Annotated in this window: 24 protein-coding genes; 22 read left to right on the forward strand and 2 right to left on the reverse strand. The window is 41.5% G+C overall.

Annotated elements, in window-relative coordinates; genetic code table 11:
* Window positions 1-27: 27 nt before the first annotated feature.
* Both ruvA and FOC72_RS10950 read left to right on the forward strand, forming a co-directional pair.
* Window positions 28-618, forward strand: a complete 591-nt coding sequence (gene ruvA / locus FOC72_RS10945) for a Holliday junction branch migration protein RuvA (RefSeq protein ID WP_032914006.1) — start codon at window positions 28-30, stop codon at window positions 616-618.
* 9 nt (window positions 619-627) lie between these two features.
* Window positions 628-1,200 (forward strand): DNA-3-methyladenine glycosylase I, encoded by a 573-nt coding sequence (locus FOC72_RS10950; protein ID WP_002894092.1) that lies wholly within the window; start codon window positions 628-630, stop codon window positions 1,198-1,200.
* A gap of 9 nt (window positions 1,201-1,209) precedes the next feature.
* Here FOC72_RS10950 and FOC72_RS10955 read toward each other — a convergent pair whose 3' ends face one another.
* Window positions 1,210-2,058: a helix-turn-helix domain-containing protein gene (locus FOC72_RS10955; RefSeq protein WP_002894091.1), complete on the reverse strand. Its 849-nt coding sequence runs from the start codon at window positions 2,056-2,058 to the stop codon at window positions 1,210-1,212.
* Window positions 2,059-2,447: 389 nt separating this feature from the next.
* Here FOC72_RS10955 and FOC72_RS10960 point away from each other — a divergent pair, with 389 nt between their 5' ends.
* The 4 genes from FOC72_RS10960 to FOC72_RS10975 all read left to right on the forward strand — a co-directional run bounded on the left by FOC72_RS10960 (window position 2,448) and on the right by FOC72_RS10975 (window position 5,947).
* Window positions 2,448-2,786, forward strand: coding sequence for a hypothetical protein (locus FOC72_RS10960; RefSeq protein WP_002894090.1), 339 nt, complete (start codon window positions 2,448-2,450; stop codon window positions 2,784-2,786).
* Between the two features lie 67 nt (window positions 2,787-2,853).
* Window positions 2,854-4,836 carry a bacteriocin-associated integral membrane family protein gene (locus FOC72_RS10965; RefSeq protein ID WP_002894089.1) on the forward strand — a complete coding sequence of 661 codons (1,983 nt, stop codon included), beginning with the start codon at window positions 2,854-2,856 and terminating at the stop codon, window positions 4,834-4,836.
* Entirely contained in the window at window positions 4,836-5,459 is a 624-nt protein-coding gene (locus tag FOC72_RS10970; protein WP_002894088.1) for an ATP-binding cassette domain-containing protein, read from the forward strand. Before FOC72_RS10965 ends, FOC72_RS10970 begins: the two co-directional genes overlap by 1 nt.
* A complete protein-coding gene (locus tag FOC72_RS10975; protein WP_002894087.1) occupies window positions 5,456-5,947 on the forward strand; it encodes a hypothetical protein in 492 nt (163 codons plus the stop codon). Before FOC72_RS10970 ends, FOC72_RS10975 begins: the two co-directional genes overlap by 4 nt.
* 766 nt (window positions 5,948-6,713) lie before the next feature.
* On the opposite strand, the gene FOC72_RS10980 is transcribed toward FOC72_RS10975, so the two are convergent.
* On the reverse strand, window positions 6,714-7,124 hold the full coding sequence (locus FOC72_RS10980) for a helix-turn-helix domain-containing protein (RefSeq protein WP_002894082.1): 411 nt from the start codon (window positions 7,122-7,124) through the stop codon (window positions 6,714-6,716).
* A gap of 270 nt (window positions 7,125-7,394) precedes the next feature.
* On the opposite strand from FOC72_RS10980, the gene FOC72_RS10985 reads away from it, so the two are divergent.
* From FOC72_RS10985 to FOC72_RS11060, 16 genes are all read left to right on the forward strand, one after another.
* Entirely contained in the window at window positions 7,395-8,651 is a 1,257-nt protein-coding gene (locus FOC72_RS10985) for a competence/damage-inducible protein A (protein ID WP_032914005.1), read from the forward strand.
* 57 nt (window positions 8,652-8,708) lie between these two features.
* Window positions 8,709-9,857 (forward strand): recombinase RecA, encoded by a 1,149-nt coding sequence (recA, locus tag FOC72_RS10990; protein ID WP_002894079.1) that lies wholly within the window; start codon window positions 8,709-8,711, stop codon window positions 9,855-9,857.
* Window positions 9,858-9,942: 85 nt separating this feature from the next.
* On the forward strand, window positions 9,943-10,341 hold the full coding sequence (gene spx, locus FOC72_RS10995; RefSeq protein ID WP_002894078.1) for a transcriptional regulator Spx: 399 nt from the start codon (window positions 9,943-9,945) through the stop codon (window positions 10,339-10,341).
* A 135-nt stretch (window positions 10,342-10,476) separates the two neighbouring features.
* Complete coding sequence (locus FOC72_RS11000; protein WP_002894077.1) at window positions 10,477-11,049, forward strand: SP0191 family lipoprotein; 573 nt, start codon at window positions 10,477-10,479, stop codon at window positions 11,047-11,049.
* Window positions 11,050-11,154: 105 nt separating this feature from the next.
* A complete protein-coding gene (locus FOC72_RS11005; protein ID WP_002894076.1) occupies window positions 11,155-11,697 on the forward strand; it encodes a hypothetical protein in 543 nt (180 codons plus the stop codon).
* A 178-nt stretch (window positions 11,698-11,875) separates the two neighbouring features.
* On the forward strand, window positions 11,876-12,142 hold the full coding sequence (locus tag FOC72_RS11010) for an IreB family regulatory phosphoprotein (protein ID WP_002894075.1): 267 nt from the start codon (window positions 11,876-11,878) through the stop codon (window positions 12,140-12,142).
* Window positions 12,142-12,561, forward strand: a complete 420-nt coding sequence (gene ruvX, locus FOC72_RS11015) for a Holliday junction resolvase RuvX (RefSeq protein WP_002894074.1) — start codon at window positions 12,142-12,144, stop codon at window positions 12,559-12,561. Before FOC72_RS11010 ends, ruvX begins: the two co-directional genes overlap by 1 nt.
* A gap of 24 nt (window positions 12,562-12,585) precedes the next feature.
* Complete coding sequence (locus FOC72_RS11020; RefSeq protein ID WP_002894073.1) at window positions 12,586-12,897, forward strand: DUF1292 domain-containing protein; 312 nt, start codon at window positions 12,586-12,588, stop codon at window positions 12,895-12,897.
* 180 nt (window positions 12,898-13,077) lie between these two features.
* Window positions 13,078-14,310: a bifunctional folylpolyglutamate synthase/dihydrofolate synthase gene (locus FOC72_RS11025; protein WP_002894072.1), complete on the forward strand. Its 1,233-nt coding sequence runs from the start codon at window positions 13,078-13,080 to the stop codon at window positions 14,308-14,310.
* 57 nt (window positions 14,311-14,367) lie between these two features.
* Complete coding sequence (locus FOC72_RS11030; RefSeq protein WP_002894070.1) at window positions 14,368-14,847, forward strand: SP_0198 family lipoprotein; 480 nt, start codon at window positions 14,368-14,370, stop codon at window positions 14,845-14,847.
* A gap of 194 nt (window positions 14,848-15,041) precedes the next feature.
* Window positions 15,042-16,577, forward strand: coding sequence for a cardiolipin synthase (gene cls, locus FOC72_RS11035; RefSeq protein ID WP_002894068.1), 1,536 nt, complete (start codon window positions 15,042-15,044; stop codon window positions 16,575-16,577).
* A 130-nt stretch (window positions 16,578-16,707) separates the two neighbouring features.
* Window positions 16,708-16,851: a hypothetical protein gene (locus FOC72_RS11040; RefSeq protein ID WP_002894066.1), complete on the forward strand. Its 144-nt coding sequence runs from the start codon at window positions 16,708-16,710 to the stop codon at window positions 16,849-16,851.
* A gap of 38 nt (window positions 16,852-16,889) precedes the next feature.
* Complete coding sequence (locus tag FOC72_RS11045; protein ID WP_002894063.1) at window positions 16,890-18,437, forward strand: hypothetical protein; 1,548 nt, start codon at window positions 16,890-16,892, stop codon at window positions 18,435-18,437.
* 222 nt (window positions 18,438-18,659) lie between these two features.
* Window positions 18,660-20,855: an anaerobic ribonucleoside-triphosphate reductase gene (gene nrdD / locus FOC72_RS11050; protein WP_002894061.1), complete on the forward strand. Its 2,196-nt coding sequence runs from the start codon at window positions 18,660-18,662 to the stop codon at window positions 20,853-20,855.
* Window position 20,856: 1 nt separating this feature from the next.
* Complete coding sequence (locus tag FOC72_RS11055; protein ID WP_002894059.1) at window positions 20,857-20,997, forward strand: hypothetical protein; 141 nt, start codon at window positions 20,857-20,859, stop codon at window positions 20,995-20,997.
* Window positions 20,998-21,049: 52 nt separating this feature from the next.
* Entirely contained in the window at window positions 21,050-21,547 is a 498-nt protein-coding gene (locus tag FOC72_RS11060; protein ID WP_002894057.1) for a GNAT family N-acetyltransferase, read from the forward strand.
* Window positions 21,548-21,554 lie beyond the last annotated feature (7 nt).

Below are 21,554 nucleotides of genomic sequence, written 5' to 3' on the forward strand. Positions count from 1 at the left end.
CAAAATGATACAAAAAGAAGGAAGATTATGTACGAATATTTTAAAGGAATCATCAGTAAAATAACAGCCAAATACATCGTATTGGAAGTCAACTCTATCGGCTATATTCTTCATGTGGCCAACCCTTATGCTTACTCAGGGCAGCTTCATCAGGAAGCTAAGGTCTATGTGCACCAGGTGGTGAGAGAAGATGCGGAGCTCCTTTACGGCTTTGCGACTGAGGAGGAGAAGCAACTCTTTCTCAGCTTGATTTCAGTCTCAGGTATTGGGCCAGTGTCTGCCCTGGCTATTATTGCGGCGGATGATAATGCTGGCTTAGTGCAAGCCATTGAGCAGAAAAACATCACCTACCTGACCAAGTTTCCTAAGATTGGTAAGAAAACAGCCCAGCAGATGGTGCTGGACTTAGAAGGCAAGGTAGTGGCGGCGGATGGTCTGGCAGAAAGCAAGGCACCCGTCCAGACTGTGGATAATCAGGAGCTGGAAGAAGCTATGGAAGCCATGCTGGCTCTGGGGTACAAGGCTGCTGAACTTAAGAAAATCAAGAAATTCTTTGAGGGAACGACGGATACAGCAGAAAACTATATCAAGTCAGCTCTCAAGATGTTGGTGAAATAGGAGAAAGCTATGACCAAACGCTGCGGCTGGGTAAAAATGAACAACCCCTTGTATGTGGCCTATCATGATGAGGAGTGGGGCGAGCCCCTTCACGATGATCAGAAGTTATTTGAATTGCTCTGCATGGAGACCTATCAGGCTGGACTTTCTTGGGAGACCATTCTGAATAAACGTCAGGCTTTTCGGGAAGCTTTTCATTTCTATGATGCCCAGAAAATTGCTCAGATGACAGATGCAGATCTGGATGGTTTGTTGGATAATCCCAACATTATCCGTAACAAGATGAAGATTTATGCAACTAGGGCTAATGCCCAAGCTTTTTTGGCTGTTCAAAAGCAGTTTGGCTCTTTTAGTGACTATATCTGGTCTTTTGTAGACTTCAAAACGATTGACAATGAAATTTTGGACTACAAGGAAGCGCCAGCTAAGACAGAGCTGTCAGAAACCATGTCTAAAGCGATGAAAAAGCAAGGATTCAAATTTGTCGGTCCTGTTTGTGTCTATTCATTCCTAGAAGCAGCTGGCCTTATCAATGACCATGAAAATGATTGTGATTTCAATCCACATAAAAATACCGTTTGAGAAAGACTCTCAGCGGTATTTTTCAATTTCTTCTTTTAGCGATTTTACTAGCTCTTTTTCATCGGCAAGTTGTAGTAGGGCAATCCCTTTTTTTATTAATTCGTTATCATTTTTGCAAATTCCAAGTCGAATCTGTGAAAGTCCCAGGGAATCATAACGTTTTTCTTTTTTTGACAAATCGTAAATGTACTTAGTAATTTCAGCGCATTCTCTCTTTAATCCATTATAAAGATAGATGGTAGAAAGGTTGACTAAGAGTCCGATTTGTACATTATTCCCATAGCGAAATGATTTGTATTTTTTTATGCTATTTAAAATCTTTTGGGTAAATTGTTTGATATTTTCTAAAGGGAAGAAATAAAGGATAGTAGAAAGAAGTCGAAAATCACTTTCATACCAAGTGTCCTGTTTCTCTAAATACGCCCAAATTTTATTGGTAGTAGCATTAATTTCTTTTGTCTCAGAAATTCCATTTTGTCTCAGATGAATAGTAATATTGATGCTATCTAAAGCATGTTTAATCGGAATATCGGAATGTTTATATAGATATGCCTCGCATTCTCTCTTTAATCGTAACAAGCTTTTCGTCCCTACAATAGACTCACCTTGGTTATAAAGAGAATTTAAAATTTTTTGTCTCTGACTAGGTTGATAATAATCACAAATGTATTTAAATTCTTCTAGTGTCATATCTATCTGGCGAAGTAAAAAAATCATGGTATCGAACTTTGGCACAACTTGCCCGCTTTCAATTCGTGCCAAAGTTGAGCGAGCTAAAAAATCTCCACAAATTTCTTCTTGAGTCAACCCTTTTGATTTCCTAATTTCTTTATAGATTTTTCCATAATCCCAACGCATAAGAACTCCTTTTTAAAATGTTACTAAAAGCTACATTTTGAAAAAATATTTTAAAATAGTATATCATGAAATAAAAAGGAGAGCAAATGTGAAAAAAATAGTGTACAATTTAATTTTACTGGCAGTAATGTCAATAATTACTACAAGTGTATTTCCATGGTGGTGGTCATGGTGGTAAAGTAAATAGCATAGGAAAGGGGCGAGTCCAATGGACTAAATAATTCAAAAAAGTAGGCAAAGATTAATTATATATATATTTAAAAATTAGAATCTATAAAATTAAAGAAGGTGAGACCAATGGGGTCGTTGATTGTGACTAGCTAAGCTATAAATTGGAAAGGTAAAATATTCTCTAAAAACTATAAAATATTCAATATAGGAGTGTAGTTATGAAAATAAGAATTAAAAATAAAACATTAGCTTTATTAGCTACAGTTTCTTTAGGTTTTGGGCTAACTACTATGACTAGTATCGTTAGTGCAGAAGTAGCATATCCAGCCCCATATCCGATTATTGATGAATGGAATTATGGTGTGAATGATAACTATGGTTATTCTAATTACTATGTTAAATCTCCGAATAATATTGGTTCAAAATCTTCGATAACTAATCTTTGGGGAACTGTTAAGTCATCTGATTCTCAAAAATATGGATGGGCAATGTCAAGTTCAACAAAAAGTTGGAATGATGTTCGATTAAATGCACATTGGAACTACTTTAAATTTTAACAATAGTTTATGAAAGTTGGAAGACCCAATAATATTATAGGGTCTTTTATAATATAGGTAGGAGCTTATGAAATTAAAATTAGGTGTTATAGGACTCTTTTTTTGCTTAATTGCTGCCATTGGTCTGGTTAGTATTAGTGATACTCAAAAACCAATACCTTTACCAATTGATGGTGCCTTCTCCATTCAAGGGAAAAGCAATCTTTCTAATGAAGAAATATATCAAATGATTAGTGGCCTATCAGAAGAGAAAAAAGTTAAAATATACAAGCCGGTGGTTCAGAATTCAGGACAGTTGACTTATATAAATCTTGATGATGCCAGCCATGAACAATTAAAGTCTATACCGATAACAGGGATGTACTATACTCTAGGGGAAATAGATTCAAATGGTTTAAAAAAACTTACGTCTACAGGTCTGCAAGTAGTATATATGGCTTACCCTTGGTATATGGGAGGAATGATACAATTTACTGGCTCTTTAAGATTTTTGTTAATGATTTCAATTTACTTAACCTTATTAGTTGTTTTATTTGTTGTTAGAGCGAGACAGATTAAAGAAGGAGTGATACGACGTTCTTTAGGATTGCCTGTATATAACCTAAAAAAGGATTATTTAATTTCTGTTACTTTTGAGCTGATTATAGTTGCTTTATTGATGGTTTTCTATGGCTCTTTTCTGGGGAGTGGTCTCTTCACCTATAGTTCCAAGTTATTCTTCTCTCTACTTCTAACCAATTTTATAATTTTTCAAATTATTGATGCTATCACCTTTGTTCTATTTTGGTTGACTATCAAGGTTGAAAAACCTATTGAAATTATAAAAAATAAGGCCAAAAACAGCCTCATTTTTATCGTATGGCTTGCGGTTATTTCTAGCATAATAGTTGTTTCAGGAGTCTTTTTACGGGAAACAAAGGCTAGTCAATCAAAGATAAATATACAGATAAAGCATTTAGAACCATGGAGTGCAGTAAAAGATTGGAAAAGACTAGAGTTTTTGGGTATTGAAAATGAATCTGTTACTAATGGAGAAGAAGCAAATGACTCAGGAGCTAAGTATATAGAGATTGCTAAAGCCTTAAAAAAACTGGATTTTATATATATCAAATCATCTTCAGCCTATGTTCCAGATTTTATGAAAACTTCTCATGTTACAGAAGATTTTTCTAAGCAATTAAAAAGTGATGGGATAACGAATCCAGAGGTTAATAAAGAGCTGGTTTATATCAATCAAACAGGTGCTAAGGTACAAAATAAAGTTAATGGAACAAACTATCGTATTTTAGATAATAAAATAGCAACCATCTATATTCCTAATAAATTTAAAGAGAATAAGGCATCAATCGAGAATACGGTTGTAGCAGAACAATTTACTGGTACAAACTATACAAAAGATGATCTTACGGTGCAAGTCATTCCTGATGGGCAAGAATTTTTCTATTTCAATGAAAATGGCAGTAGTGTCCCTGAAAATAAAGATAATCTACCTTTGGAAAGTGTGACAAATAGTAAGAGTAATATAGTGGTTGTATTAGATACTGATAAAATGGTAGAAACTAACGATTTTATTTTGGCAAGCAATATCATATATAACTCACTTTTTAGTCCAGAAGCAATTAAGGACATCAACGATTTGAGTGCTAGTTTGAATTTTTCAATCAATCCAGTCGAGGTTTACCAAACTGTGAAACTTAATATTCAATCTTTAGAGCACCAAATTCTCCTTTCAAAAATACTGCAAATAATTATTTGTGGAATTGTATTTCTACTCATTTATCAATATGCTCAAATGTTTGTTGCCTTAAAACAGAATGACTATGTCAAAAAAATCATTTTAGGCCTATCGAAAACAGGTATGGCCATTTCAAGTCTAAAATATTTTATGATAACGATTATAATGGTTATCTTATTGACATTTATCATGACAGGACAAATAGAGTTATTGTATATTGGTCTTGCTTCTTTAACGGTTTTAATGATGTCAATAATAATAAGTTTCAGAAAATTATCTGATAGATACACTCAAATTCTAAAAGGGGATGACTAATGACAATTGAAATTGTGAATGTTACAAAAAAATATGGCTCAAAAGAAATATTTACAGATTTAAATTTAACCTTTGAAGCTGGGAAAAGCTACGCCTTGATTGGCGGTTCGGGTTCAGGTAAAAGTACCTTGCTAAACATTATAGGAAGGCTAGAAAAAATTGACAGTGGAAAAGTGTTAGTTGATAAACAGGATATTTGGAAAACCAAAGAAAGAACCTATTTTAAAAATACTATTGGGTATGTATTCCAAAATTATTCTTTGATAGAAAACAAAACAGTATATGATAATTTAAAACTCCTCAATAAAGACAAAAAGATTATATCTGAGATACTTGAAAAAGTAGGCCTTTCTACGGACTATTTAAAACATAAAATATATGAATTGTCTGGGGGACAAGCTCAGCGTGTAGCTATTGCAAGAATGTTAATGAAACCGCGTAAAATTATTTTAGCGGATGAACCTACAGGAGCCTTGGATAGTGAGATTGGGAATGAAATCATCAACTTATTATTGAGTGAAGCAGCCAAGAATAATTATGTTATTATAGCAACGCATGATCCAGCTGTATATAGTAAAGTTGATGTTATCATTGATATAAAAGATATAGGAAGTCAGGCATGAAAAAGAAAATTTATATTAGTTTGCTACTAGTCATTGGAATACTCGCAATCGTCTTAATTGGCAAACAAGTGATTAAAAAAGAAAATTCCAATAAACCTTCGGTGGATTTAACAGTCTATACAATCTCTTCGAATGATACCGAAAGATGGGATAAGGTAAGGCAAGTAGAAACAGAAGATGCTGTCTATCTAATATCTGTCAAAGAAGTAGCATCTTCAGAAGAAGTGTTTTCAAATATTATTGCAGATGGCACTGCTATGGGGTTTGGGGTTAGTGAAGAAGAAGTTAAACAATTTAACAATAATTTAGGAACTACTGTAGTAGATGCTAAAAATAATAAATTGATTGGGATAGAATTCTTCACTTTTTCTGATGATGGCAAGGGATTTTCAGTAGCGAATTTTGATTACGGCAAAAAAGAGTTTAATAATCAAAAAAAAGAAAAGAAAGAGTTCTATAAAAAACTATACGAAGCGTTTAAAAAATAATTTATGATGACACGACAAACGCATAAAGACAAAAGTTCCAATAAATTTTTGAAATACAAATGATTGCTTTATCGGATTTTTTCATACTAATCAGGAAGATATTTGATACAAATTTAGTAAAAAGGAGTCGGATATGTTAAAGGGTTACCAGCGGAGTTAGAAACTGAAATGCAGCAGCTTGGAGTTAGTTATTCAGGTGCGGATCTTCCTTGGTATCTAGTACCTGTTAATTTTCTTTTTATGAATTTACGTTCTCTGGCAATTTGGACTCTATTCTTCGTTTTTGCAGTCCTCTTTTTTGCAGTCAAGATGCTTTATATCAAAAAAGCCATGGTTCAGCGTAGTCTAGGGCTCTTTGATCGGGACTTTAAGCGTTCTCTTTGGTTGGATGCGACCATTCTCTTAGGTGCAGGAATCTTTTCTTGGTTGCTTTTTGTTTTATGGCAAGGAAGTTTGTCTAATGTCTATGTAAAAACATTCAGCATTCTATCATGTTTAATTTTTTTGGTAAGTATCTGAACAAGGTGATTGCAGTTTTACTTTCCTCTTTTTCTTTGCGACTTTACATTTTAGACATCTCTTTTTAACAGAATTGAGTCAAACAATTTGCCGATTTTCTAGTGAAATTTTCTTTGCTATCTTATATGTAAAAAGCGAACGCAATCTTTGCTTGCCTGCTCTCTTTCATATGTCTCATAATAGGGTGACTCTGTTTCTTATTTCATAGAAAAAATTCCTTGGTTTTCTAACATCCAAGGAATTTTGTTTATTTATCCTTCTGCATCCAAATCTTTTCCTTGATAAAGATGCGCAGCTCGAAGAAAAGCATAAAGAGAGTGGAAATGAGGAAGCCAGCCATAAAGATATGGTGTAAATAGGCAAAGATGGCAATTTCAACCAAAGCGGAGAAGAGGTAGAAAATGACCAAATAGTGCCATTTCTTGGCCTTGCTGTCTTCGATAACCTTTTTCTCCAAGCGCTCATCCTCCTTGATGAGTGTGTCCAGACTGATATCAAACTCCCGACTGATAGCGATGAGATTTCCAATATCAGGGATACCTTTTTCGCTTTCCCAGCGGGCAATGGCAGAGCGGGAAACCTTGAGCCTTTCTGCCAAAGTCTCCTGAGTGAGTTGATTTTGTTGACGAATGCCTTTGAGAACTTGTGAAATTTTCATGGTGATCTCCTTTCTTTAAATAAAAATATTTAGAGGATTTCCTTTTTTCATCTTTATTATAAAAATAATGAAACCATTTGCCAATAGCATTTTCCTAACAATCCAGTTATTCTGCATAACATCAGTCATTCTTAAAAGTTTTCCACAGCATGTTGACAAGTTTGTCAAGGAGCTTGACAGTTCTTTTTATTTCCTGAAATGAAAATCAACTTTTTTAAGATTTTTTGTGATAAAATAAAGCCAATTCCGAATAGTAAGGTAGGAGGTTCTATGAAAGCAGAAATTATTGCTGTGGGCACCGAGATTCTGACGGGTCAGATTGTCAATACCAATGCCCAATTTTTATCTGAAAAACTGGCGAGTCTGGGGATTGATGTCTATTTTCAAACAGCAGTGGGGGACAATGAAAATCGTCTCCTCTCTGTTTTGGAAATTGCCCAAAGGCGCAGTAATCTGATTATCCTGACAGGAGGCTTGGGGCCTACGGAAGATGATTTGACCAAGCAGACCTTGGCTAAGTTCTTAGGGCGCGAGCTCAATTTTGACTCACAGGCTGTGGAAAAGCTGGATCGCTTTTTTGCTAGTCGACCGGATTATGCTCGAACTCCCAATAATGAGCGTCAGGCCCAGCTAGTCGGAGGCTCGACGCCGTTACCAAATGCGACCGGCTTAGCTGTCGGAGGCTTGTTAGAAGCAGACGGAGTGACCTATGTAGTTCTGCCTGGCCCGCCTAGCGAGCTTAAACCTATGGTCAATAATGAGCTGGTTCCCCTCTTATCCACAGGTCAGAAACTGTATTCACGGGTGCTGCGATTCTTTGGTATTGGCGAGAGTCAGCTAGTGACTATTTTGTCAGAGATGATTGAGCAGCAGAGTGACCCCACTATTGCTCCTTATGCAAAGACGGGAGAGGTTACCCTGCGACTGTCCACCAAGGCCCTGAGTCAGGCAGAAGCTGACACCAAGTTTGAGGCTGTGGAAAAGGAAATTTTGGCATATAAGACTTTTGAGGGACAGCCCTTGTCAGAGATTTTCTATGGTTACGGCGATGACAATTCCTTGGCACAGGTGGCTTTTGAGTTGCTGAAGAGTCAAGGGAAGACGATTTCGGCGGCGGAGAGTCTGACAGCAGGCCTCTTTCAAGCGACCTTGGCTGATTTTGCTGGAGCCTCTTCCATTTTTTCAGGTGGCTTTGTCACCTACAGCATGGAGGAAAAGAGCCGGATGCTGGATATTCCGTTGGGAGACTTGGAGGAGCATGGAGTTGTTTCAGCTTTTACGGCAGGGAAAATGGCAGAGCAGGCTAGAAAGCTGACCGAAAGCGACTTAGCTGTCAGTTTGACAGGTGTGGCAGGCCCAGATTCACTGGAAGATCATCCTGCAGGGACCGTTTTTATCGGTTTAGCTAGTGCTTCAGGAACGGAAACTATTAAGGTCAATATTGCTGGACGCAGTCGTCGTGATGTGCGGAAAATTGCTGTTCTGCACGCCTTCAACCTAGTACGAAAAACTTTATTAAATAGCTGAATTTTGGTATAATTAACAGATGGCCAAAAGACATTTTAGAAAAAACAGGAGAAATAAATGGCAAAGAAACAAAAAAAATTAGACGAAATCTCAAAGAAATTCGGCGATGAGCGCCAAAAAGCCTTGGATAATGCCTTGAAAAACATTGAAAAGGACTTTGGTAAGGGAGCCATTATGCGTCTTGGCGAACGGGCAGAGCAAAAGGTTCAAGTCATGAGTTCAGGCTCTTTGGCCTTGGATATTGCCCTTGGTGCTGGTGGTTACCCTAAGGGACGGATTATTGAAATTTACGGTCCGGAGTCTTCTGGTAAGACAACAGTTGCTCTTCACGCCGTTGCTCAAGCGCAAAAAGAAGGTGGTATCGCAGCCTTTATCGATGCTGAGCATGCTTTGGATCCGTCATACGCGGCTGCTCTGGGTGTTAATATTGATGAGTTGCTGCTGTCTCAACCTGATTCTGGAGAACAGGGACTGGAAATTGCTGGTAAGCTGATTGACTCAGGTGCGGTGGACTTGGTGGTTGTGGACTCAGTTGCAGCCCTTGTACCGCGTGCAGAAATCGATGGCGATATCGGTGACAGCCATGTAGGTTTGCAGGCTCGGATGATGAGTCAGGCTATGCGCAAGCTGTCTGCTTCTATCAACAAAACGAAGACGATTGCAATTTTCATTAACCAGCTGCGCGAAAAAGTTGGCGTAATGTTTGGTAATCCTGAAACAACACCAGGTGGCCGTGCACTGAAGTTCTATGCTTCTGTCCGTCTGGATGTCCGTGGTAATACTCAAATCAAGGGAACTGGCGATGAGAAGGATACTAATGTTGGTAAAGAAACCAAGATCAAGGTTGTTAAAAATAAGGTAGCTCCGCCATTCAAAGAAGCCTTCGTGGAAATCATGTACGGAGAAGGTATTTCTAAGACAGGTGAGTTGATTAAGATTGCGACTGATTTGGATATCATCAAAAAAGCGGGTGCTTGGTACTCCTACAATGATGAAAAGATTGGTCAAGGATCTGAAAATGCTAAGAAGTACTTGGCTGATCATCCAGAAGTCTTTGACGAAATTGACCGCCAGGTTCGTGTACGCTATGGTTTGATTGAAGGCGATGACTTGGCAGAAGTGGTTGGCAGCAAGGCTGAAAGCCCTGTGGAAACGATGGAAGAAGTGACTCTGGATTTGGACGATGCCATCGAAATTGAAGAGTAATTTTGCAAAATAGGTCGCAAGACCGATGGTTTTTGTGATATAATAGACTACGATATTAGTATCGTGTAGCGAAAGGAGTACTTACATGATCACAATCTATACTGTCTCAAGTTGTACTAGTTGTAAAAAAGCAAAAACCTGGCTAAACGCTCATCAATTAACTTATAAAGAACAAAATTTAGGCAAAGAAGGCATCACCAAAGAGGAACTTCTGGATATTTTAACCAAAACAGAAAATGGTATCGCGAGCATTGTTTCATCAAAAAACCGCTATGCTAAAGGTTTGGGTGTTGACATTGAGGAATTAAGTGTCAACGAAGTTCTTGACATCATCATGGAGACCCCGCGTATTTTGAAAAGTCCCATTTTAGTGGATGATAAACGTCTCCAAGTTGGTTACAAAGAAGATGATATCCGTGCTTTTCTGCCACGTTCTGTTCGTAATGTTGAAAATGCAGAAGCTCGTCTGCGGGCAGCTCTCTAATCTTTGAATATAACTGAAAGAGTCGGGAAGAGAATCTCGGCTCTTCTTTTTGTTCCGGTTGATAGAGGGCTTTGGCGACTGGATGGATTGACAAGGAGCAGAACTGTGATACAATATCTCTGAGGAGGATGGAAGATGAAGAAAATTTTATTAGGACTGGGATTGAGTGTGGCGTTGTTAGCAGGCTGTGGACATAAAAAGACAGAGACAAATTCGAATGCGGCTGACAAGAAAGAAATCAGCAATAATCTGCCTATCATTGATAATGCCAAGCAGCAGGAAGTGATTACTCGGACACTTGTTTTTCCAAAGGATGAACGAGGAAACCAGCAGAGCCAGACAGTGACTTATCAGGGAGAGCATTTTAAACGCTTGGTTATTGAAAGGCTGACTGCGACTGATGATGAGATGAAAGAAGCCATCAAGCAGATGGGGCTGGAGGAAGCGCAGAAGTCTCTCAATGAGTCACTGGAGCAGGATGCAGACTATGTGCAGGCTCGTGGACTTCAAGGCTTTAGCGGTTCAGTGACAATTTTGAATGAGAACGAGCTGAAAATGACTTCTACCTATGACTTTGAGAGTCTGGATATCGAAAAAGCAGCGGCTATGCCTTATTTTCAAAATCTCAAGCTCAAAGAAATGATTAAGCTGACGCCAGAAGAATATATCAACAATCTCCTGATGAATGGAGCAGAAGAGCAGAAATAAGCTGCTCTTTTTTATTACATTTTAATGACAGAGTGACAATCAGTTTGACAGCGCCGATTTTATAATGATATGATAAAATCAGCTCAATATTGAAGGAGATAAGACATGAGAAAATTAATTGTCTTTTTGCTGGCAGCTTTGGCAATCTTAACAGCTTGCAGTCAGCAGTCAAATAACAGTTCATCCTCACAGGGAGGGGCTGGAAAAGGAGATATTGTCACTAAGTCCTATAAAACTGAGAAGCAATTAGAACATGGAAAAGAAACCAGAATCTTAACAGTCAGCTACAGCGGACAGAAGTATGATAAGGTTGTCCTACATGTCAGCAAGGCTATTCCTGACAACATCAAGGAAGCTCTGTCAAAACAGGATGTTTCCACTGTAAAGAAGGAAATGCTGTCTTTGATCGAGGAAGCACTGGGGCTGAAAGAGGCGGTGAATATCACCGGTCTTGATTTGAAAACAGATATGACAGCGGAAGAGATTTCTCTGGAGATGACTATCGATCCGGAGAATCTAGACTACGAAGCAGCCAAAAAGCTTCCAAACTACGCGCAGCTGTTTGAGCAAATCGAGACCCTGACTCCAGAAGAATTGCTGAATAAGTTTAAGGGAAGCGACGGCGTGGAAGTGCCCGCTTCAAATTAGGAAGTTTCCATCCAGTTCTCTGAAGAGAGCTGGATTTTTGCTGGATTTCAGAGTCAGACTTTGGATAAATATTAGCTGAAGTTTATTGAAAAATTAGGGAGAATTCAGGTGAATTAAATTTGTGAAAAGCCTATAATTATGCTATAATAGGGATATTCTAAAGAAAGAGGGTGTAATTGTGGGATTTACAGATGAAACAGTACGTTTTAATCTCGATGATTCAAATAAAAAGGAAATTAGCGAGACTTTGACCGATGTCTACAAGTCGCTCAATGAAAAAGGATACAATCCAATCAATCAAATCGTGGGATACGTACTCAGTGGCGATCCTGCGTACGTACCTCGCTATAACAATGCTCGCAATCAAATCCGCAAATACGAGCGCGATGAGATTGTTGAGGAGTTGGTTCGTTATTATTTGAAAGGACAAGGCGTCGATCTCTAATGAGAATTATGGGATTAGATGTGGGCTCGAAAACGGTTGGGGTTGCCATTAGTGATCCTCTTGGTTTTACGGCTCAAGGACTGGAGATTATTCCGATTCATGAAGAAAAGGGCGAATTCGGCTTAGAGCGCTTGGGCGAGCTGGTGAAAGAGTACAAGGTTGATAAGTTTGTTATTGGCCTGCCTAAGAACATGAACAATACCAGCGGGCCTCGAGTGGAGGCCAGTCAGGCTTATGGCCAGCGGGTTTCTGAGCTGTTTGGTCTGCCGGTTGACTATCAGGATGAGCGTCTGACGACGGTGGCTGCTGAGCGCATGCTGGTGGAGCAGGCGGACATTAGCCGCAGCAAGCGTAAGAAAGTTATTGATAAGCTGGCGGCGCAGCTGATTTTGCAGAATTATCTGGATCGAAATTTTTAGAAAAGAAATGAAGGAGACACTAGTATGACACATGATCATAACCATGACCACGAGCATGAAGAGCGCGAATTAATCACCTTGGTTGACGAGCAAGGGAACGAAACTTTATTTGAAATTCTTTTGACCATTGACGGCAAGGAAGAGTTTGGCAAGAATTATGTTCTTTTGATTCCGGCCAATGCGGAAGAAGATGAGAATGGTGAAGTAGAGATTCAAGCTTATTCCTTTACCGAAAATGAAGATGGTACAGAAGGCGACCTGCAGCCAATCCCAGAGGACTCAGATGCTGAATGGGATATGATTGAAGAAGTCTTCAACAGCTTTATGGAAGAGTAAGATTGGCCTAGCCTCGTTTCTAAAAAAGACAAGCGCAGGCGAGATGCTAGCTAAACTTGACAGAGGAAGGAAGTAGCCAAGGCTTGGTTATTTTCCATCTCATATCATAAACATTAGAAAGAGGAGCGAGTTGCAATTCAGATTTGAGTTCTGCTTCGCTGCTCTTTTTTAGGTAAAAAAATGAATGAAATTGAAGAATGGCTGAACAGCCGAATTGGTCTAAACTTTCGTTCGGGTCTAGGGCGGATGCAGCGGGCTGTAGCTCTTTTGGGAAATCCTGAGCAGAGTTTTCCAACGATTCATGTAACGGGTACAAATGGCAAAGGTTCTACTATTGCTTTCATGCGTCGGCTGTTTGCGGAGCATGGTCGCAAGACAGGAAGTTTTACTTCGCCTCACATGATTAGTATTCACGATCGGATTTGTATTAACGGTCAACCGATTGCTCCAGCTGATTTTATCCGTCTGGGTCAAGAGGTGCAAAAGATGGAGCAAGAACTGCTCAAAAGTCATGACCAGTTGTCCTATTTTGAAATTCTGACCTTGATTGCCTTTCTCTATTTCAAGGAGCAGGAAGTGGACATAGCCCTGATTGAGGTGGGAATCGGCGGACTCTTGGACACGACTAATGTCATTACGGGAGATATTGCGGCCATCAGCTCCGTGGGCTTGGACCATCAGGAGACTCTGGGAAGGAGCTTGACGGCGATTGCGGAGCAAAAGGCAGGGATTTTCAAGCCGGGACGACCAGCGGTCATCGGGCCGCTGCCAGAGGAAGCGCGATTGGTTTGTGAGCAGAGAGCTCAGGAGCTAGGAATAGAACTCTATCAGTATGGTCGCGATTTTTCTCTGACGAATCAGACTTTTTCCAATTCGACTAGGACCCTATCCAATCTTGAACTGGGACTCAAGGGAGGCTATCAGGAGGAAAATGCAGCGCTGGCTTTGCAGGCTTTCCTGCTCTTCATGCAGCAGCAGGGGTGGGAAATAGATTCTGCTAAGATTCGGACAGCCTTGCAGGAGACTCGCTGGGCAGGGCGCTTGGAAGAAGCCAGCCCAGGTATTTATCTTGATGGGGCCCATAATCTTCCTGCGCTGGAAAGGTTAGTAGAGTTTATCCAGAGCCAGAATGACAAAGAGTGCCTGCTTCTTTTCGGTGCTCTCAAACGTAAGGACTATAGCGCTATGCTGGCTTATCTGCGAGAGGCTCTGCCAGATGTTCAGTTGACGGTTACTTCCTTTTCTGATGGAGATTCCCTTGGTCAAGCTGAAGTGGAAGGCTTCTTCTACATAGAGGATTATAGGCAGTTTATTCAGAATTTTAAGGAGAGGCAAAACGATAATCAGCTGCTTTTCATTACGGGGTCCCTCTATTTTATTGCGGAAGTCAGAGCTTATTTGACAAGTTTATAAATTGACCGCCAGAGTCTTGCTTTGGTACAATAAAGACAGAAGAAAAAGGAGAATACTATGGCAATTTCTAAAAAGTTAATCTTTTCGGGTCTAACTGCTGCGGCTGTTTTGGCCTTGACAGCTTGCGGTTCTAATCAGAACCAGACGGCACCTTCCTCTCAGTCTCAGTCAGCCGCTTCTAGCAAGCCAGCAGAGTCTTCGTCAGTAGCTAGCACGTCTAGTGCGGCCAATAGTAGCTCATCTGCTTCAGCCTCCTCTTCCGAGCAAGCAGCCAATGGCGAGCTGGATGGCAGCTACCATACAAGTCATGAAGGTGATCAGCTGACCTTGCAGATTTCAGGCACCACTGGCCAGCTGACCAAGGTTGAGGCGGATGGTGAGCAGGAGATTGAACAGGTTCAGATTGATACTACCAACCAGACCATGATCATTGGGGATGACGTCAAACGCTATCGCATTGAGGGCAATCAGCTGACAATCGAGGACCTTTCCCAAGAGCCTTATGATGACGACACACTGGTCTTTACAAAACAATGATGAAAGAGCCCTGTCTTAAATAGGGCTTTTCCTTTTATCAGTTGTAATCTTGTATTGAAATTTTGAGGATATCGGTGTTCAAATGCTGTTCTTGATTTTTCATCAGCTAGAAATACGATTTGCATTGATATAAACGTTGTTTTAAGGCAGTTTTACTGATATACTAGAATATATGCAATGAGATAGGAGAGTGTATGACTTTCAGGAAATTCCGCTTATTAATGTCAAAATACGGTTTCAGCATCATTATTATGCTGCTGGAGCTAGCCTTTGTCTTTGTTGCGTTCTTCTATTTTAATGGGATTGCACCCAACTGGCTGTCGGTGGCGATGATTGTTTTCTTGTATATCGGAACTATTTTAGCGATTGTCAACCGCAATATGCCGCCTGAGAGCAAGGTCACCTGGCTTTTGATTGCCGTGGTGCCGGTCTTTGGTTTCCTACTCTATCTGATGTTTGGCGAGCGGCGGCTGTCTAAAAAGGAAATGATTCAGCTGGAAAATATGGACTCCATGAAATTTCGAGAGGACAATAGCTATGATCTCCGTGTCCAGCTGAAAAAAGAAAACAAGTCGGCCTATGGTATTATTAAGTCGCTGCTGAGTATGGACAATAATGCGGATGTCTATGACGGTACAGCTTCTCGCTATTTTCCCATCGGTGAGGAGATGTTTGAGTCCATGCTGGCTGATCTGCGGGCTGCTGAGAAATTCATTTTTCTGGAATTTTATATCATCGATGAAGGGCTGATGTGGGACAGTGTTCTGGAAATCTTGGTCGAAAAAGCTGCGCAGGGCGTTGAAGTCAAGCTGCTCTATGATGATATTGGCTGCATGGCCACTTTGCCTGGTGATTATACGCGTAAGCTGCGCAAGATGGGCATCGAGGCTTATAAGTTTAACAAGGTGATTCCGCGGATGACGGTATCCTATAACAACCGTGACCACCGCAAGATTTTGGTCATTGACGGTCAAGTCGGCTACACTGGCGGTATCAATCTGGCTGACGAGTATATCAATCATATCGTCCGTTTTGGCCACTGGAAAGATGGTGGTGTGCGCTTGGAAGGTCGGGCAGTCAAGGCTCTGACGCGGCTCTTTCTCATGAACTGGTACATCAACCGCGGGGAAATCACAGACTTTGACAAGTACCATCTGGAAAATAAAGCTGTCGGAGGCAAAGGGCTTTACATTCCCTATGGCAGCGGGCCTAAGCCTATTTATAAGGGTCAGGTTGGCAAAACAGTCTATCAAAATATCATCAGTCAGGCTACGGACTATGTCTACATTACCACGCCTTATCTGATCATTGACTATGACCTGACGGAGGATATCAAGAATGCTGCTATGCGGGGAGTGGATGTCCGCATCGTGACTCCTTTCATTCCGGACAAGAAACTGATTCAGATTGTTACCCGCGGAGCCTATCCGGATCTGATGGAAGCGGGGGTTAAGATTTTTGAGTACACGCCAGGGTTTATCCACAGCAAGAATGTGGTGGCCGATGATGAATTTGCCGTGGTAGGGACGATTAACTTTGATTACCGCAGTCTAGTGCATCATTATGAAAATGCAGTCCTGATGTACCATACGGAGAGTATTCCAGCTATCAAGGAAGATTTTGAAGCCATTTTTGAGGCTTCTGAGGAAATTCTTCCTGAAAATCTCGATAGCAGCTGGTATCGTCGCCTTATCAAAGAAATCATGCAGCTCTTTGCCCCTATGCTCTAATGCCAGATGTGGGCAAATTCTGCAGAAATATACAGAAAGTCTGAGGCAGAAGTCTCAGATTTTTGCTTTTATATAGGGATGGATTTTTGCTCTGTTTTTACGAATGTAAAAAATAAAGGAATTTTTTAAGATGACAATGGAGGAAATTTCCAGTCAGCCACTTGCCTATGAAACGAGAGAATATCGCTGTTTTCGGGAACTGGAGGAGCTGGCTAGAAGCTATAATGCTCAGAAGAAGGGTCAAGAGAAAGCTGACAGGAGGACAGGAATTTGATATACTAGATGGGACTGATATCAAGGAGAATATTTTATATGCATGATACAACGGAAGAAAAAGTTTTAGAGGTTTCAGAGGAGCAGCTGACTAGGGCTGAAAGGTCTGAGCAAAAAATTACTAAGCCAGAGCCGACGCCCTATTTTTTGACTCTCTTATGTAGTTTGGCTATCAGCTTGCTGAGTGTGGTCAATCCTTTTTTGACCAATCTAGCAACGAATTTACAAAGTCAGAATCTCTATGCCGGCTGGGCCATGACTCAGGGGCAGGTGCCTTATTCGCAAATATATGGGACCAGTGGTCTGCTTTACTATCTGATGGCTTGGACCAGCAGTCTGGCTTTTGGACAGCTTTTGTGGATGGTCTTTCAGACGCTGGCTCTGTGGCTGGCTGGACTTTTCCTGCACAAGACCTTGGTGCTCTTGCAGCCTAAACAGGATCTATCACGCAGCCTCTTGCTGCTCTTTTACCTGCTAGTCTTTGCCCTTGGATTTGGCGGTCTTTACTCTAGTATTTTTGTTCTGCCCTTTATTTTTTGGAATCTATCTTTTTTGGTGCGCTATTTGCAGGATTCAATCAAGGATGAAAAGTTCATTGTCTATGGAGCTTTTGGAGCTCTTGCTTTTATGATTGATCCGGTTTCCAGCCTAGTCTTCTATTCTTTGACTGCTCTGGTACTTTTGGTCTACAATATCGCAGCCAAGCGTGCGGCTCGAGGCGTCTATCAGCTTTTAGCTGGTCTCTTTGGCTTCTCAGTGATTTTTTATCCTATCGGCTACTTTACTGTTGCCAATCAAACCTTTGGTCAGGCTATCAGTCAGGTGACCTATGCTTGGGATTCCATCAGCTTGATTGGCAGTCATAGCCTTTCTAATTTGATTTATTATGGCTTGCTGACGGTTGGTCTAGGTTTTATTTCTGCTTTGGGTGCCAATCTCTTTTCAAGGGAAAAGGGGCAAGCAACCAGCCTGCGCGTCTTGCGCTTTATCGGTCTGCTAGGGCTCTTCATTACTGTCTTTGCGGCTTTTATCCTGCCAGATCAGGGCAGTTATCAACTGCTTCCTGCCCTACCTTTTGCCATGATTCTTTTTGCTTTGTGGTTCAATAAAGGCAAGCAGCAGGCACCAGGGCGTCATCGCCGGGATCGCCGTCGTCCTACGATGTGGACTTCCTATCTCTCAGGCCAGTTCTTTCTGCCGCTCGTAGCCATTTTCTATCTGATTGGCTATCCTTTGGTGAATGAGTATATCCTTTCCAGCGGTGTATCTGCTGAAAGAAGTGAAGCGGCTCAGTATATTAAGGAAAAGACCAAGGATGGGGATACCATCTATGCATGGGATAACTCGGCTAGTCTGTATCAAAAGAGCGGCCGTCTATCTGCTGTTTCTCTCTTGTCTCCAACTTTGTATGTGGGAACGGCTGAAAATCGTTTGGGTCTTCAGAATGGACTGGAAAACAGTCAGCCCAAGTATATTTTGGTTAACAATGATGTCAAACTGCTGTCGGATGTGAAACAGCTAATTTCCAAAAATTATAAGGAATCTGACCTCAAACTCGACCATTTCAAGCTTTATCAACTTAAGTAGTAAAAAATCAATATGTTGTGTATAAAAAGAAAAAATAACTTTTTTGCCACAACATATTGATTTTTAATTTTAACGTGCTATAATGAGTCTTGTATCGACTTATTTATAAAATACTGTTCTTTGGATGAACTGCTGTCGGAGATTTCTTGGAAATTTCTTAGCAAGCGATAGGTTTAAAGAGACTTGATTTGTCCTAAGGGCAGAGAAAAGGATGTGTTCGTGATGATTTTAAGGGAAGAGAAGTTTGAAACTGCTCCGGCGATTTATGTGGAGAAGCGGGATGGCCGCAGAGTGGCTTTTGATGTGTCAAAGATTTATAAGGCTATGGTGCGGGCAGCTCAGGAAGTCGGTCCGTTGAATCCGATGCTGGAAGCCAAGCTGGAAGCTATCACAGACCGCATTGTGGCAGAAATCAGCAGTCGCTTCGCTAAGTATGTCAAAATCTATGAGATTCAGAACATCGTTGAGCATGAGCTTTTGAATGCCAAGGAATATGCCATTGCAGAGAACTACATCACTTACCGCACCCAACGGGATTTTGAGCGTTCAAAAGCGACTGATATCAACTTTACCATTGACAAGCTCCTCAACAAAGATCGCACGGTGGTCAATGAGAATGCCAATAAGGACAGCGATGTTTTCAATACCCAGCGGGATTTGACAGCTGGGATTGTTGGCAAATCCATCGGCCTTAAGATGCTGCCGCCTCATGTGGCCAACGCCCACCAGAAGGGGGATATCCACTACCATGATTTGGACTACAGCCCTTATACGCCTATGACTAACTGCTGTCTAATTGACTTTGACGGCATGCTGAAAAATGGCTTCAAGATTGGGAATGCAGAAGTAGAGAGTCCCAAGTCTATTCAGACTGCGACAGCGCAAATCTCGCAGATTATTGCCAATGTAGCTTCCAGCCAGTACGGTGGCTGTTCGGCCGATCGGATTGACGAGGTCTTGGCGCCCTATGCTGAGCTTAATTATCAAAAGCATCTCAAGGATGCGGAGCAATGGGTTTTGCCGGATAAGCAGGAAGAATACGCCTGGGCAAAGACCAAGAAGGACATCTACGATGCCATGCAGTCGCTAGAGTATGAGATTAATACTCTCTTTACCTCTAATGGTCAGACTCCTTTTACTTCGCTAGGCTTTGGTCTGGGAACCAATCGTTTTGAGCGGGAAATTCAGAAGGCCATTCTCAATATCCGTATCAAGGGACTGGGAAGTGAGCACCGCACAGCAATTTTCCCTAAGCTGATTTTCACCCTTAAGCGTGGGCTCAATCTCGAGCCGGGAACGCCTAACTATGACATCAAAGAACTGGCTCTGGAGTGTGCCACTAAGCGCATGTATCCAGATGTGCTTTCCTATGACAAGATTATCGACTTAACTGGATCGTTCAAGGTACCGATGGGCTGCCGTTCTTTCCTACAAGGCTGGAAGGATGAAAATGGCCAGGAAGTCAACTCCGGCCGTATGAATCTAGGTGTCGTTACTGTCAATCTGCCACGGATTGCCCTTGAATCCGAGGGGGATTTGGATAAATTCTGGGAACTTTTTAACGAGCGGATGAATATCGCTGAAGATGCTTTGGTCTACCGTGTGGAGCGGACCAAGGAAGCCAGTCCAGCCAATGCACCGATTCTTTATCAGTATGGGGCTTTTGGCCAACGCTTGGGCAAGTATGATCAGGTAGACCAGCTCTTTACTCACCGTCGTGCAACGGTGTCCCTAGGCTATATCGGCCTGTATGAAGTGGCAGCAGTCTTTTATGGCGGTAATTGGGAGACCAATCCTGAAGCCAAGGACTTTACAGTTGCCATTGTCAAAGATATGAAGCGCCGGGTGGAAGAGTGGTCCGAGCAGTATGACTATCATTTCTCTGTTTACTCGACGCCATCTGAAAGTCTGACTGACCGTTTCTGTCGCTTGGATACAGAGAAGTTTGGGGTCGTTCCGGATATTACTGACAAGGAATATTATACGAACTCCTTCCACTACGATGTGCGTAAGAATCCAACGCCTTTTGAAAAGCTGGACTTTGAGAAGATTTATCCTGAAGTGGGGGCCTCAGGTGGCTTTATCCATTACTGTGAATACCCTGTTCTGCAACAAAATCCAAAAGCGTTGGAAGCTGTCTGGGACTATGCTTATGACCGAGTTGGTTACTTAGGAACAAATACGCCAATTGACCGCTGTTACAAGTGTAACTTTGAGGGAGATTTCACGCCGACCGAGCGGGGCTTCACCTGTCCAAACTGCGGCAACAGCGATCCCAAGATGGTCGATGTGGTCAAGCGGACCTGCGGTTACTTAGGAAATCCGCAAGCCCGTCCAATGGTCAACGGCCGACACAAGGAAATATCAGCTCGGGTCAAGCACATGAATGGCTCGACTATTAAGTACGAAGGAAATTAAGATGGGAAAGTATCAATTGGACGACAAAGGAAAGGCTCAGGTGCAGCGTTTCCATGAAAAACATTCGCAGGGTGGCAGCGGCAAAAAAGAACGATTGGCCAAACTGCGTCAGCAATTTTTAGAAAAAAACAAGAAGCAATAGAAGTCAGAGTGGGGCGCAAGGCGGTCTCACTCTCTTCGTATCAGGGGGCACTATGGAGCTAAGACGACCGAAACTAGAAGACAAGGAAAAGATTTTAGAGATGCTGGCTGACTTTGAAGCGGCTGGTAGCCGACAGGATGGCTTCTTTGGCGGAGCGGATTTTGTCTACGAGGACTGGCTGGAGACTATTCAGCTAGCTGAGGCAGGTCTAGGCTTGCCGCAAGGTTTTGTGCCTTACATCCAACTAATCTCTTTTGCTGCGGATGGTCAGGCTGTAGGCTTTCTCAATCTGCGCTTGCGGCTCAATGACTATTTGCTCCAAGAAGGCGGGCATATCGGTTACAGTATCCGTCCCTCTGCGCGTGGGAAAGGATTGGCCAAAGAGCAGCTGCGACAAGGCTTACAAGTAGCCAAAAGTAAAAATATTAAACAAGTCCTAGTGACTTGCGATAGTGATAATGCTGCCAGTCGAGCAGTGATTCTGGCTAATGGCGGAGCTTTAGAGGATATTCGAGGCGGGAAAGAGCGCTACTGGATTGATGTCAATTAAGGAGGGA

The sequence above is a fragment of the Streptococcus sanguinis genome, from assembly GCF_013343115.1.
In the GTDB taxonomy this organism is placed as follows: Bacteria; Bacillota; Bacilli; order Lactobacillales; family Streptococcaceae; genus Streptococcus; species Streptococcus sanguinis_H.